Annotated in this window: 13 protein-coding genes; 7 read left to right on the top strand and 6 right to left on the bottom strand. The window is 65.6% G+C overall.

Going from position 1 to position 13,201, the window contains the following annotated elements; translation table 11 throughout:
- Window positions 1-269 precede the first annotated feature (269 nt).
- The 5 genes from F462_RS13985 to F462_RS10660 all read left to right on the top strand — a co-directional run bounded on the left by F462_RS13985 (window position 270) and on the right by F462_RS10660 (window position 3,562).
- Entirely contained in the window at window positions 270-476 is a 207-nt protein-coding gene (locus F462_RS13985; protein ID WP_081610811.1) for a hypothetical protein, read from the top strand.
- A 472-nt stretch (window positions 477-948) separates the two neighbouring features.
- Window positions 949-1,428 (top strand): 6,7-dimethyl-8-ribityllumazine synthase, encoded by a 480-nt coding sequence (gene ribE, locus F462_RS10645; protein ID WP_038053975.1) that lies wholly within the window; start codon window positions 949-951, stop codon window positions 1,426-1,428.
- A 47-nt stretch (window positions 1,429-1,475) separates the two neighbouring features.
- A complete protein-coding gene (nusB, locus tag F462_RS10650) occupies window positions 1,476-2,012 on the top strand; it encodes a transcription antitermination factor NusB (protein ID WP_081911395.1) in 537 nt (178 codons plus the stop codon).
- Between the two features lie 21 nt (window positions 2,013-2,033).
- Complete coding sequence (gene thiL, locus F462_RS10655) at window positions 2,034-3,029, top strand: thiamine-phosphate kinase (protein WP_038053976.1); 996 nt, start codon at window positions 2,034-2,036, stop codon at window positions 3,027-3,029.
- Between the two features lie 20 nt (window positions 3,030-3,049).
- Complete coding sequence (locus tag F462_RS10660; protein WP_018874876.1) at window positions 3,050-3,562, top strand: phosphatidylglycerophosphatase A family protein; 513 nt, start codon at window positions 3,050-3,052, stop codon at window positions 3,560-3,562.
- A gap of 547 nt (window positions 3,563-4,109) precedes the next feature.
- On the opposite strand, the gene codB is transcribed toward F462_RS10660, so the two are convergent.
- Together codB and F462_RS10670 are read right to left on the bottom strand one after the other, a co-directional pair.
- On the bottom strand, window positions 4,110-5,366 hold the full coding sequence (codB, locus tag F462_RS10665; RefSeq protein ID WP_038053977.1) for a cytosine permease: 1,257 nt from the start codon (window positions 5,364-5,366) through the stop codon (window positions 4,110-4,112).
- A 107-nt stretch (window positions 5,367-5,473) separates the two neighbouring features.
- Window positions 5,474-6,052, bottom strand: coding sequence for an NAD(P)H-dependent oxidoreductase (locus F462_RS10670; protein ID WP_038053982.1), 579 nt, complete (start codon window positions 6,050-6,052; stop codon window positions 5,474-5,476).
- Between the two features lie 145 nt (window positions 6,053-6,197).
- Here F462_RS10670 and F462_RS10675 point away from each other — a divergent pair, with 145 nt between their 5' ends.
- Both F462_RS10675 and F462_RS10680 read left to right on the top strand, forming a co-directional pair.
- Window positions 6,198-7,145, top strand: a complete 948-nt coding sequence (locus F462_RS10675) for a sodium-dependent bicarbonate transport family permease (protein ID WP_018140718.1) — start codon at window positions 6,198-6,200, stop codon at window positions 7,143-7,145.
- A 4-nt stretch (window positions 7,146-7,149) separates the two neighbouring features.
- Window positions 7,150-7,440: a P-II family nitrogen regulator gene (locus F462_RS10680; RefSeq protein ID WP_018140719.1), complete on the top strand. Its 291-nt coding sequence runs from the start codon at window positions 7,150-7,152 to the stop codon at window positions 7,438-7,440.
- A 730-nt stretch (window positions 7,441-8,170) separates the two neighbouring features.
- On the opposite strand, the gene thpR is transcribed toward F462_RS10680, so the two are convergent.
- Genes thpR through F462_RS13830 form a run of 4 tightly spaced genes read right to left on the bottom strand, consistent with a single transcriptional unit; the run spans window position 8,171 to window position 13,200 of the window.
- Window positions 8,171-8,734: an RNA 2',3'-cyclic phosphodiesterase gene (thpR, locus tag F462_RS10685; RefSeq protein ID WP_018140720.1), complete on the bottom strand. Its 564-nt coding sequence runs from the start codon at window positions 8,732-8,734 to the stop codon at window positions 8,171-8,173.
- Window positions 8,735-8,745: 11 nt separating this feature from the next.
- Window positions 8,746-10,113: a sigma-54-dependent transcriptional regulator gene (locus tag F462_RS10690; protein WP_018140721.1), complete on the bottom strand. Its 1,368-nt coding sequence runs from the start codon at window positions 10,111-10,113 to the stop codon at window positions 8,746-8,748.
- Complete coding sequence (locus F462_RS10695) at window positions 10,113-13,037, bottom strand: sensor histidine kinase (protein WP_018140722.1); 2,925 nt, start codon at window positions 13,035-13,037, stop codon at window positions 10,113-10,115. Before F462_RS10695 ends, F462_RS10690 begins: the two co-directional genes overlap by 1 nt.
- Entirely contained in the window at window positions 13,027-13,200 is a 174-nt protein-coding gene (locus F462_RS13830) for a hypothetical protein (protein ID WP_018140723.1), read from the bottom strand. The genes F462_RS10695 and F462_RS13830 overlap by 11 nt, the downstream gene beginning before the upstream one ends.
- Between the last annotated feature and the right edge of the window lies 1 nt (window position 13,201).

Raw genomic sequence — 13,201 nt, forward strand, 5'->3', positions numbered from 1 at the left:
GCGCGCCGCGAGGTACTTCTTTGCTCGTGCAAAGAAGTACCCAAGAAACACGCCCGACTGCCGCGACCCCGGCCCGCTGCGCGGGCCGGGGTTTCCCTCGCTCCGAGGGTTTTCGCGGGCGGCGCTGAACTCGCTGCGCCTTCGGCTCCGCTCAGACATCCAGCGCCCCGTTTGTATTTAGAATCGTCCCGCGAAAACCCTCTCCGCTCGGCGCGACGACAACGGGGGGTAGGTCCAAACAACGGCGATCCCGACGTTCTTGCCAATGGTTGGAGGCAGGCGGTTCCGACATCCTGGGCACGCTCGGCCTGCGGCCGTTGCGTGCCGCGCCCGCGGGCGGGCGCCGGGGGGCTTTCGGGCAGCAATGCCTGTTGTGGTGTCGTGGGGCCGGAATACCCTCTGTCTTGACCTTCCCTTCCCGTATGGAGCCCCTCGTGGAGGGCGTGATGGGCCGGGAGAAGGCGCTGGATGTCTGAGCGAAGCGCAGCGCAGCGAGTTCAGCGCCGCCGGCCCAGCGCGTCCGGAGCGAGGTTCCCGGGCGAAATCCGGGTGCCCTTCTTTGGGCACTTTCTTGGGCAAGCAAGAAAGTGCCTCGGGGCGCGCTGGCGAGTCAGCGCACGGCAGTATGCGGACCGGAGGCACGTAAACACCGGATGCAGAACCAGGACCAGCCATGAACAGGCAGGTGACCCAACGAAGGGACCGTCAACCACCGAGCGATGAAGAAGGGTCCGCGATGATCGAGCGGGACTCCGGGCCGAGGCCACTGAAAATACCGGCGCCATATGCAGGGCCAGTCAGCGCCATGGCAGGCGGCCCGCTGCGCGATTCGGGCGGGCGCGCTCTACCGCGCGGGTTCGCGGTGCTACACTAGGCGGCCTTTGCAACTCGGCCCCGCGGGTCGGCCCCGAACGGCCGCCTCGTTTCCATCTCAATCGGAATGAAACCATGCACGACATCAAGACCCTGGAAGGCGACTTCACCGACGTTGCCAATCACCGTTATGGCCTGCTGCTGGCGCGTTTCAACAGCCTGATCGTGGAGCGCCTGCTGGAAGGCGCGGTGGACACCCTGAAGCGTCACGGCGCGCAGGAGAAGAACCTGACCATCGCCCGTGTTCCGGGCGCCTACGAGTTGCCGCTGGCGGCGCAGGCCATGGCGCGTTCAGGACAGTACGATGGCGTGATTGCGCTGGGCTGCGTGATCCGGGGCTCGACCCCGCATTTCGATTACGTCGCGGGCGAGGCGGCCAAAGGCTTGGCGCAGGTGCAGATGGCTGAGGATCTGCCGATCAGCTTTGGCGTGCTGACCACCGACTCCATCGAGCAGGCGATCGAGCGCGCGGGCACCAAGGCCGGCAACAAGGGTGCGGACGCCGCGATGGGCGCGATCGAGATGGTCAGCCTGATGCGCAAGCTGCGCGGTTGATTCCGCACATCGCCCGAGTGTCATCCGCCCATCCGAACAGGTCTGCCGTGACTGAACCCTCCGATCCCCGCCCCGAAAGCCGGACCCCGCGCAAGGACGCCGAGCCCGGCAAGTCCGGTCGAGCCCGGCGCCCGCGTAGCACGCCCGAGCAGCGGGCGCGGCATGCGCGTTCGTTCGCACGGCGGCGGGCGATGCAGGCGCTCTACTCCTGGCAGATGACCGGCGCCCACCCCAAGGACATCCTGGCGGAGTTCCGTGATGACGAGGAACATGCCAAGGCGGATGCGGAGTATTTCCGCGAGCTCCTGATCGGGGTGACCCGCGACCGCGAGGCCCTGGATGCCCGCATGGAACCCTACCTCGGGCGTCCTCTGGATCAGCTGGACCCGGTGGAGCATGCGCTTTTGTGGCTGGGACAATGGGAGCTGGCCGAGCGGATCGAGGTGCCTTATCGCGTGGTCATCAACGAGGCCGTGGATCTGGCCAAGCGCTACGGGGCCGAGCAATCGCATCGCTACATCAACGGCGTACTGGACCGGCTTTCCGCGGATCTGCGCGGTCCCGAGCGTTCCGCTCCGCGCTGAATCCGGCCGGCGTGCTCCCCCATGTCCGGCCCTGAGTCCGAATTCGATCTGATCCGACGCTACTTTGCCGAGCCGGCCGCGGCGGCTGGCTCGGCCATGTCTTGCGTGCGGCTGGGCATTGGCGATGATGCCGCCTTGCTGGCCGTCGAGAGTGGTCATGAGCTGGTCGTCAGTGTGGACACGCTGGTTGAGGGCACCCATTTCTTCCCTGATCACCCGCCGGCAAGCCTCGGGCACAAGGCGCTGGCGGCGAATCTGAGCGACCTCGCTGCGATGGGGGCCGACCCGTTGGGAGTGGTCCTGTCCCTGACCCTGCCGCAGGTGGATCATGCCTGGCTGGCAGGATTCAGCGAGGGGTTCCTCGCATTGGCAGAGGCTGCCGGGGTGGCGCTGGTAGGTGGCGATACCAATCGCGGACCCCGCTCGATCAGCGTCACCGTTCTGGGACAGGTGCCGGCCGGGCAGGCCTTGCGCCGTTCGGGCGCGCGTCCGGGTGATCGCCTGGTGGTGAGTGGCACACTGGGTGGTGCTGCTGCCGGCTTGGCGATGGAAGGCGAGCGCCGGGACCGGGGCGGATCCGTACCGAATTCCGCGGACCCGGGCCTGACTCGCCTGTTCTGGCCCGAAGCGCGCTTGGGGCTGGGCCGCATGCTGCGCAATCGCGCGCGTGCGGCGATCGACGTCTCCGACGGGCTCCTGGCCGACCTTGGCCACCTGTGTGCCGCCTCGGGCTGTGGTGCGCGGGTCGACTGGCCGGTCACTCCCTGGGACCCACTCCTGGGCAGCCTTCCGGACACACAGGCCCGTCAACTGGCGCTTGCGGGTGGGGAGGACTACGAGCTTCTATTCGCACTGCCCCCGGGTGAATCACTGGACCTGCTGGCCTTCAGCGTGGATAGCGCGCTCACCGTCATTGGAGAGTTTGTCGAGGGCAATGCAGTGGAAGTGGTGGACGAAAATGGCATGAGACTGGACGCCGGGCATGCGGGGCACGATCATTTCGCCGGGTTGAAATAACAAGAAAGCAAAGGGGAGTCATGTCGCAGAACAAGCCCAAGATGCCGTCGGCAAAGACCGTATTCGGCGATCCCATTCACCTGCTGGCCTTCGGTTTCGGGTCGGGCCTGTCGCGCTGGGCGCCCGGAACCACCGGCTCGCTGGCGGCGCTGGTGTTGTATTTCGCGATCATGAATTTCCCGGAGTGGGCCTATCTCGCGGTGACCGTCATCGTGGTGATGGCCGGCTTTCACATCTGCGGCGAGAGTGCTCGCAAGCTGGGCGTGCACGACCACCCCGGCATTGTCTGGGACGAATGGGCGGGTCTGCTGATCACGTTGGCCTTCGCGCCCGCGGGGTTGATGTGGGTGGTCGTGGGCTTTGTGCTGTTCCGGCTGTTCGACATTCTCAAGCCCTGGCCGGCGAACTACTTTGATGAAAAGTGGCAGGACGGTCACGGGATCATGATGGATGACGTAGTCGCGGGCCTGTATGCCGGTTTTTCCCTGGTGATTCTGGCTGCGCTGTTCCAGCAGCTGGTTGTTGCAACATAGGCCTTGACCATGTGACGCGTTTGTCAGGTTGAGGTCTCGGGTGGAACACCGGTGGCCAGTCGACTGACACACGGATAGAGCCCACACAAGGAGCGCGTGACATGAAGACATCGAATGGCTGGGTATTGGCCGTGTTGCTCGCGGCGCCGCTCGCTGTTGGAAGTGCACAGGCGCAGCCAAGCCCCGGTGGACCCCCTTCCGGATCTCCGGGCGCTAGTGGTGATACCCCGGCCGGGAGCCAGCCCCCGCCGGGGCATGGCGGGACGCCACCGGGACAGCGCCGTGGCGGGAGCGGTGGCCCCGATCTGCCTGAACCGCCGAGTCCTTCGGATGCCCCGTCACCGGGTGATGGCCCGTTGCCGGACCCCTCCGACCTGCCGGACCCGTCGGACCTTCCCGAGCCCCCCACGCCGGGGTTGTAGTGCCCGCAGTGTCAGGAGCCCCGGTGCGGTCGTGACGGGACTGTTGCGCTTGCCGGGGATTTTCTGTGCGTCGTGCCGAGTGGAACCATGCCGAATGGATCGGCCTCGACGTCAGGTCGGGCCGGTCAGGGCCGGTGTCCGGTGCCGATGGGTCGTGGCCGGCTGGAATGCGTCAGGACCATGTAGGCAAGGGCGGCGGTCAGGACCCCGATGACTGGGGGGACCACGGGCGAGTAGAACGCAGCGACGGACCCGGCCCCATAGGCCAGCAGACCCGGCCAATGGAAGGACGCCAGCTGCGCGTGCTCCAGGGCCGGGTAGCGGCCCCGATGGCGTAGCCAGAAGTCGGCCATGATCACGCCCCCCAGGGGCGGAATGAAGGTGCCCAGCAGGATCAGGAACGGGACCAGGTAGTCGTACATCCCGAGGACCGCGAGGCCGGTCCCGATCACGGCTCCAAGTACCGTGACGAGGCGGCGGCGCTGGGTGCGCAGCAGGTTGCATCCGGCCACGCCAAAGTTGTAGATCGTGTTGTCCTGGGTGCTCCAGATGTTCAGCAGGAGCATGGTGACGGTCATCGCCACAAAGCCCTGTGCCAGCATCACGTGTACGATATCCACCTCATGGTAGACCAGTGCCCCAAGGGCGCCGGTCAGGACCATGAGGCCATTGCCGAGTACGAACGCCGCCAGGGTCGCGATGACCGCGATGCGCGGAGTCCGGGCGAACCGGGTCCAGTTGGTGGCCAGGGTGGCGCCCCCAACGAAGGTGCCGATCACGATAGTCAATGCGGCCCCGAAGCCCATCTCCGTGGTCGGCTCCTGATCAAGCAGCCCGCCGACGCCGCCCGCCTGGCCAAACCCGGTGTACAGCGTGAACAGGATGAACATCAGCATGACAGGCACCGCGACACGCGACAGCCAGTCCAGGCCGCGATAACCGATCATCGCGGTAATGCAGAAGGCCAGCCCGAACACCACCATCAGACCGGTCTCCATCGGCTCCGGTAGGGCCGTGGTTTCCACCAGGATCATAGCGACCGTGGCGGTGCCCCAGGCGTACCAGCCGATCTGTGTGAAGGCCAGGATCACGTCGGACAGCTTGCTGCCCCACTCGCCGAAGCAGAACCGGCCCATCAGCACGGTGTGTAGCCCGCTCTTGCAGCCGATATAGGCCAGGGTGGCCGCGTAGGCGCCCAGCAGCAGGTTGCCGAGCGCGATCACCAGCATGAGCTCGCCAAAGCTGAAGGCCGTGCCCAGGGAGCCACCGGCCCACAGGGTCGAGGTGAAAAAGGTGAAGCCGAACAGGACGACGGTGATCGACCAGAACCCCTTGCGGGCCTGGGCCGGGACTTCGCTGAGCGGATGGTCGTTGTGAGGCACGCTGGACGGCCGGTCGGGGGACCGGGCGAGTGTACCGACCGTGGGTCCGAAGGGACACCGGGTATCGGTGCGCGGGGCCCGACACTATCGCCCCAGGATGGAAGGGGCTAGCGGGCCTGAGCGCCCAGAGCCCGCATACGGTGCAACCAGCGTTCGCGGGAGGCGGCATCGCCCCCGTCCTGGCCGATCAGGGTGTGGCGCACAGGCCCGAACCCACAAAAGTGCAGAATGTTGCGTTCCAGGCTCTTCAGGCTGTGGGCGCCGAACCACCAGCGGTAGACGAAAGCCGGCATGCCCATGGTGACGACGATACGGACCGAGCGGCCTTTCAGGCGGGTATGCCGCAGGCGGTTCATGTCGCCATCGGCGACGAAGGCGGGGCGCAGGGTCTGTTCCAGGAACCCTTTGACCCCGGATGGCATGTCGCCCAGCCAGAGCGGATAGATCAGTACCAGGTGATGGGACGCCTCGATCAGTTCCTGGGCTTCGAGGATCGCGGGGGGCACGGTTTCCGACAGGAACTCGGCCTGGTTGCGCAGCAGCGGGAAATCCCGATGTGCGATGGTGTAGGCGTCCACGGCGAAGCCGGCCTCTTCCGCACCCTCGCGGTAGGCACCGGCCAGTGCATGATCCAAGTGTCCTTCGTCGGGGTCGGGATGGCCTTGCAGTATCAGGATGCGGGTCATGGGATGTTCCTCGCAGTGTTTCCCTTACCCCGGAGGGTAGTTCAGTCGCCCCGCGCGGGTGTGGCGGACGGTTTTACTCCTGCGGGCTCTGGCCTAGGATTAAGGAGCGAATGGTAGGGATAACGCGTCTGCCCACGGAGGCGAGATGGCATTCGATCCGGTTGTACTGTTCTTTCTGCTGGGCGCGATCGCGGGGCTCGCCAAATCGGATCTGAAGATCCCGATGGCGATCTACGAGGCGCTGTCGATCTATCTGCTGTTGGCCATCGGCCTGATGGGCGGGGTCAAGCTCGCGGAGAGTGAACTTCTTCCGTTGCTGCTGCCAGGGCTCGCGGTGTTGGCCGTGGGTTCTTTGATCCCGCTGATTGCGTTTCCGGTGCTGCGCTGGCTGGGGCGGATGCCACTGGCGGACTCGGCTTCGATCGCGGCGCATTACGGCTCGGTCTCGGTCGTGACCTTTTCGGTTGCAGTGGCGCTTCTGGCATCACGCGGGATCGATTACGAGGGCCACATGGTGGTCTTCCTGGTATTGCTGGAGATGCCGGCGCTGATTATCGGCATCTTGCTCGCGCGCGCGGGGGCGAAGGGGCCGACCCGGTGGGGCAAGACCATGCATGAGGTCTTCTTCGGCAAGAGTATCTTTCTGTTGGTCGGGGGGTTGGTGATTGGCTTTATCGCCGGCCCTGTTCACATCGAACCCCTGGAGCCCATGTTCTTCGATCTCTTCAAGGGCGTGCTGGCGCTGTTCCTGCTGGAGATGGGGCTGGTGGCATCCAGTCGGATTGCCGATGTACGCCAGTATGGTTTCTTTCTGGTCACCTTTGCGATCGTAATGCCGATTGTCTCGGCGATCCTGGGTGTCATGCTCGGCTGGGGGCTGGGCATGAGCATGGGCGGGACGGTGTTGCTGGCCACGTTGTACGCCAGTGCGTCGTATATCGCGGCACCGGCGGCGATGCGTATCGCGGTGCCCCAGGCGAACCCCGCATTGTCGATTGGTGCCTCGCTGGGGGTGACCTTCCCGTTCAACATTTTCGTGGGCGTTCCGCTGTATTTCTGGATGGCTCAGACCCTGTACTCGCTAGGAGGCTAGCTCGATGCAATCGGACGACATGTTTCTGTTGACGGTCATGGCCGAAGCGATCCTGGAGGAAATGCTCATCGACGAGGTACGCAGTCAGGGCGCGGCCGGTTATACGGTCACCGATGCGCGTGGCTGGGGTAAGCACGGCAAGCGCCGTGGCAATTGGCGACAGGGTGGCAACATCAAGCTCGAGGTGATCGGTAGCGCAGAACTGTGTGATCGGATCGCCGCCCGCCTGAAGGAGCAATACGAGGCGGACTATGGGCTGCTGGTGTTCACGAGTCCGGTGGTGCTGAAGAATTGAACCTTCGTGGCCGATTGGCCATGAAGTGAAATGGTTCGCGAAAATCTTTGGAACTCGGGTCTGGGGTTTGAGGTACAGGGCGCAGGCCTGTTACCCATTGGGTTCGAAAATCTGGCCGTACTGGCCCGAGGAGGAGTACCCAATGTCGAAATTTCGCAGCACAGCCATCACCGTTGCCCTTAGCTCCCTGTTTGTAGCGGGCACGGCCTACGCTCAGGCCCCACAGGAAGGTGGGCAACCGGGTGGTATGGGACAAGGTGGTATGGGGCAGGGCACTCCCCCCGCCGAGCGCGGTGCCCCTCCCGCAGGGGGCGAGCCGGCGCCGGGCCAGGGCGGTATGCCGCGCGGTCAGGGTCAGCCGGGCGGGCAAGAAATGCCGCCGGGTCAAGGTCAGCCCGGTGGGCAAGACATGCCGCCAGGCCAGGGGCCGGATGGACAACAACCTCCGGGAGGGCAGCAGCCGCCCGGCGGTCAGCAGCCACCGGGCCAGGGTGGGCCTGCGACTCCGCCCGGCGGGCAGGGGCAACCCCAGGGTCAGCCGGATGATCCGCCGCCCCTGGGCGATCAAAGGCCCACGCAGCCCGATACGGGTACCCCACAGCCGGGCGGGCAGCCCGCGGATCCCGCCGAGCCGGCCGAGCCCTCGGGTGGGGATAACCTTCCGCCGACGGATTGAACCTGAGCCCGTCACGGGCGCACTGCGTCGAAATCCGGTCGTGATGCGGTCCGCCTATGGTGGGCCGTACGAGGGGTGATCCGTGCCGCATCGGGCGAGGACGCGATAAGGCCCTGGGTGGCCGTTTTGTCCCGATTCCACGAGGACCACGGTATCGGCTGTCCACAGGATAGGCGGCCGGATCGCTTCCTGATGGGGCGGTGCCGCATGGCGGCGCAGGGATAGGTGTGGCCGAAAGGGATGCGGCGCGCCAATCTGAATACCGCAGTCGTTGCACAGGAGCCGTGCCGCGTTCGCCAACGTCACCAACGCGGGTGGCGGGCTCGTCGGTCCGGCCCAGGTAATGCGCGGGCCGTGGAAATACCCCAAATGGTCTAGCGAGAGGTCGATCGGGGCGCAGGCCAGTGTGCCGATGCGGGCCGCGAGGCAGTCGGCCTGGTTGGTCGGCACCGTCCCGGCAAAGGCCAGGGTCAGGTGCAGGTGGTCTCGGGGCACCGGACGCCCGGGGCCGTCGAGATCGTGAGCCAGCGCGGTCAGGGCGTCACGGGTGTGTTCGTCGGGCCAAAGGGCCAGGAAGACGCGCCGAACGTCGGGTCGGACTTCGGCGGGGGTGTCCATCGGCGGCTCGATCAGGAGCGTGGACGGGGAAGATTCTCGCGTTGGCGACGTTCCCACAAGGTCTTGCGGCTAATGCCGAGCGCCCGCGCCAGCTCGGTCTCGGTCATGCGGTCCTGATTTTCTTGCACGAACTGGCGGAAGTACTCGTTGAGGCTCGAGCCTTTTCCCTTGCGCCGCGTGGGGAACGCGGGGTTGGGGATGTCGTCGTCCACGGTGGTCTCGTAATGGGTCGACAAGCCCATTTGTTCCGGTGCGATGTGACCATCCGGGCTCAGCACCCAGCCGCGCTCTAGGGCGTTGGCCAGTTCGCGCACGTTGCCGGGCCAGTCGTGGGTCCCCAGGGCCTCCTGCGCTTCTGGAGTCAGGTGTGGAGCCGGACCGGAAGTGGGCAGGTTTTCCAGAAAATGCTGGGCCAGGGGGAGGATGTCCTCGCGGCGTTCGCGCAATGGCGGTATGGACAACTCCAGCACGCGTAATCGGTAGTAAAGGTCGGCGCGGAATGTCTGTTCCGCGATCATGGTTTCGAGATCCCGGTGCGTGGCGGCCAGTAGCCGTACATCCACCTTCAGGTTTTCGTTGGCCCCGACCGGGCGGATCTCGCCGTCCTGCAGCACACGCAGCAGGCGTGCCTGGGCAGCGGGCGCGAGTTCGCCGATCTCATCCAGAAAAAGGGTGCCACCATGGGCGCTCTGGATCAGACCCGTACGCGCCTTGACGGCCCCGGTATAGGCGCCCTGGGCGTGACCGAACAGCTCGGCCTCGACTAGACCTTCCGGGATCGTCGCGCAGTTGACCGCCACGAACGGGCCGCTGGCCCGTGGGCTCAGCTCGTGCAGGGCACGTGCGGCGAGCTCTTTCCCGGTGCCGGACTCGCCACGTAAAAGCACCGTGGAATGGGTCGCGGCCACCCGCCGAATCTGATCGCGTAGCTGTTGCATGACCGCGCTCTCGCCCACTAGCCCCAGGCCGGGATGGGATGGCGCTTCCGCATCCTCGTCAGTCGCTTCGGTTGTTGGGCGGTCGCGTTCCGCGCGTTCTCGCAGCGCGGCCCGAAGGGTCAGCAGCAGGGCGTCGTGATCGAAGGGCTTGGCGATATAGTCGGCCGCGCCTTCTTTCATCGCGGTCACCGCCGAAGGAACCGATGCATAGCTGGTCATGATGACCGTGGGTGTGCGAGTGAATTCGGGCAGGAGCTCGATGCCCTCGCCATCCGGAAGGCGCAGGTCCACCAGTTGCAGGTCGTAGGGGTCAGCGGCCGCCAAGGCTCGCGCCTCGGCCAGGTTTTCGGCCACGCCGACCGCGAAGCCGTGATGCTCCAGGAACCGGCGCACCGCGCGGCGGATCGGGGCTTCGTCGTCAACGAGGAGAATGCGGGTCATCAGCCTTGGCGCGGCAGGGTTAACAGGAAACGGGCTCCGCCTTCGGGGCGGTTGGCGGCTATTAGGGTACCACCGTGATCGCGAACAATGCTGTAGGCCACGGGCAGGCCCAGGCCAGTGCCCTGGCCCGCCGGCTTGGTTGTGAAGAATGGCTCGAAGAGGCGTTCCAGGCTGGCTTCTTCGATTCCAGGCCCGGCGTCGTCGATCGTGATCTGCACGTGGCGGCCATGGGTACGTGCGGCAATCACGACCGTGGAGGCCTCGGGCGAGGCCTGTTCGGCGTTGGTTAGCAAGTTGATGAAGACCTGCAGCAACGTCGCATGCGAGCCGCGTACGTGGAGGCCTTCGAGCCCAGTGGTCGAGAATCGCAGGTCCTTGCGTCCCGCCAGTCGGGTCAGGCGGATGGCCTCGGCGAGGAGTTCGTCCAGGGCGATGGTTTCGAAGTGACCGGCTGAGGGGCCCTCGTCAGCATGAGCGAAGGTAATCAGAGATTGCACGATGACGTTGATGCGGCGGGTCTGGGCCAGGATGTCGTCGGCGATTCCGCGGATCTCGTCGGGGTCGTCCTCCAGCGGCAGGGTCTGGGCCAGGGAGGCGATCCCTGTCAGGGGGTTCCCGATCTCGTGGGCCACCCCGGCGGCGAAGCGGCCGATGGAGGCGAGGCGGTCGCCATGAGCGATTTCGGATTCCATCTGGGCACGTTCGGTTACATCCTCGATCAGGACCACGCGGCCATCCACCTGGCCGTGGGCATCCTGCAACTCGGAGCGGTGCAGGTTCAGGCGCCGGTTGCCGGTGGGCAGTTCCACGTTCAGCTTGTACCACTGCCGGTCCGGGCTCTCGAGAAAGGCGGTCAGCAGTCCACTCCAGGGGCTGTCGAGCTGCCCGACGTTCTGGCCCACGGCGATCTCGGTGGTGACCTCGGTCAGTTGTTCCAGGGCCTGATTCCAGCCCGTAATCTCGCCGGAGTTGGTCAGGCTCGCGACCCCCAGGGGGAGTTCGTGCAGGATCTGACGGTGAAACCGGCGCAAGGCATCCAGTTCGGCGGCCAGGCCGGATAGCGGGAGCGAACGGGTTTCCAATTGCTCCTCGATGAGGCGCAGGCTTTCGCTCAGCGTATGGCGTCCGGCGGCGTCCAGACGCAGATGCTGATCGACGATCATCCGTGCCAGTACCGGCCCTAGCAGGCCGGACAGATTGCGTTCAATACGCTCCCGCAGGTGTCGAAGGTCGCTGCGGGAGCGTGTATGGCGAGGCAGGCCCAGGTCGTCCAGGGCCCGCTGGACCTCATGGTGCGCGGCGCCCGGCCCCAGGGTTGCGGCCAGCGCGGTCTCCATCTCGGTCACGTCTCCGGCGAGGGGCAGGCCGGCCCCACCACCGGCCGATTCGTTGGGGCAGCAGGCCCGTCCGGCCTCGAGCTCCTCGCGGTTGGGCCGCGTCAATACCGAGCCAATGACGAACAAAATTGCGTTGACTCCCAGGCTCAACATCAGGGCGAAGGTCCACGGATCCAGCATCTCGGCACCCAGCAGGTGCTGTGGATCGGGCAGACCAGTGGCGATGCCGGCATCCGAGAGCAGTGGCATCACCAGGGTGAATGCCCAGCCGGCAATGCCAGCCGTCAAACCCAGCAGGAAGCCGACCCGGGTTGCCTGTTTCCACAGCATTAAGCCGATCAGCCCTGGAAGCAGTTGGGCCACGGCGGCGAACGAGATCAGGCCCAGCTGGGCCAGACCCTCCACCACCTGCAACAGACCGTAAAAGGCATAGCCGAGCCCGATAATGAATACGATCCAGATGCGCCGTCCCCAAAGCAGGCGGGTGTAGAGATTGGCGGTGCGCTCCTCTTCGTGCAGCCGCGTCAGCGGGGAGAGGTAGTTGGTGCCCATATGGGCCAGTGCGAGGGTGGTCACGATCATCATTGCACTGGCGGCGGACAGCCCGCCGATAAAGACCAACATGGCCAGGCTGGGAGACTCCAGAAGCCCGGCGATACCAATGGCGTAATAGTTGGGTGAAATCTCCAGGCCCGCGGCGTTGCCGGCCCAGAACAGGATGGGCATCGGCAGGTTCAGCAATAACAGGAATGCCGGAAAGGCCCAGGCGGCGGTGTTCAGGGCCCTCGGATTGATGTTCTCGGTGAACAGCATGTGGAACTGGCGCGGCAGGAGGAACGCGGCCGCAAAGGCCAGGATCATCATCGCGAACCAGCCACCCTGACGGACCGGTTCGTACAGGGCATCGACGGCCTCGGGATGCTCGGTGAGCCAGTCGGACAGGCCGCCGAATCCGCCGAACACGGCGTACAGGGCCACACCCGCGATACCGAGAATGGCGATCAGCTTGATAATGGATTCGAAGGCGATGGCCAGCACCAGCCCTGCATGCTTCTCGCGCGGTGCGATGTGGCGGGCGCCAAACAGGATCGCGAACAGCGCGATGGTAGCGCTGAAGGTCAGGGCGAGCAGGTGGGGTGGGGTCTCCGCGGTCAGCACGGCGGCCGACTCGGCGACGGCCTTGATTTGCAGGGCGATATACGGGAGCACGCCGGCGAGCATGAACAGGGCCACCACAGGCCCGGTCATCCGGCTGCGGTAGCGGAAGGCGAACAGATCCGCCAGTGATGTCAGCTGCTGCTCGCGGGTCAGACGCAGGATCGGTCGCAACAGCCAGGGGGTGGCGGCAAAGGCCAGGGTCACACCGAGATAGATCGTCAGATACAGATAGCCCTGATCAGCGAGAAAGCCCAAGTTGCCGTAGAAGGTCCAGGAGGTGGCGTAGACGCCCAGCGACAGACTGAACACCCAGCCGTTGGCGGCCAGGCGACCGATACGGGGTACGCGGTCGGCCAGAAAGGCGATGCCGAACAACAAGGCCAGGTAGGCGACGCCGACCGTGTAGAGCAGACCCAGGCTAAGGGTCACGCTGCACCCCGGCGAAGGCGAGGGCGATCACGCCGATGAAAGCCGCCCAGGCGACAAACGGCCACCACCATGCGGGGGCGAGATGGGCGACCCAGGGTACCAGCGGGCTCAGGAACAGCAGAGCCCCGAGCACGGCGACCAGGATGGCGCGGGAACTCAACATG

The organism is Thioalkalivibrio sp. ALJ1, assembly GCF_000745395.1.
Lineage (GTDB): Bacteria > Pseudomonadota > Gammaproteobacteria > Ectothiorhodospirales > Ectothiorhodospiraceae > Thioalkalivibrio.

What these genes read in the sequence shown, in the direction of transcription:
- ribE (WP_038053975.1), top strand. Translation starts at nt 949, where the DNA reads ATGCACGACATCAAGACCCTGGAAGGCGACTTCACCGACGTTGCCAAT.
- thiL (WP_038053976.1), top strand. Translation starts at nt 2,034, where the DNA reads ATGTCCGGCCCTGAGTCCGAATTCGATCTGATCCGACGCTACTTTGCC.
- F462_RS10660 (WP_018874876.1), top strand. Translation starts at nt 3,050, where the DNA reads ATGTCGCAGAACAAGCCCAAGATGCCGTCGGCAAAGACCGTATTCGGC.
- F462_RS10670 (WP_038053982.1), bottom strand. Translation starts at nt 6,052, where the DNA reads ATGACCCGCATCCTGATACTGCAAGGCCATCCCGACCCCGACGAAGGA.
- F462_RS10675 (WP_018140718.1), top strand. Translation starts at nt 6,198, where the DNA reads ATGGCATTCGATCCGGTTGTACTGTTCTTTCTGCTGGGCGCGATCGCG.
- F462_RS10680 (WP_018140719.1), top strand. Translation starts at nt 7,150, where the DNA reads ATGCAATCGGACGACATGTTTCTGTTGACGGTCATGGCCGAAGCGATC.
- thpR (WP_018140720.1), bottom strand. Translation starts at nt 8,734, where the DNA reads ATGGACACCCCCGCCGAAGTCCGACCCGACGTTCGGCGCGTCTTCCTG.
- F462_RS10690 (WP_018140721.1), bottom strand. Translation starts at nt 10,113, where the DNA reads ATGACCCGCATTCTCCTCGTTGACGACGAAGCCCCGATCCGCCGCGCG.
- F462_RS13830 (WP_018140723.1), bottom strand. Translation starts at nt 13,200, where the DNA reads ATGTTGAGTTCCCGCGCCATCCTGGTCGCCGTGCTCGGGGCTCTGCTG.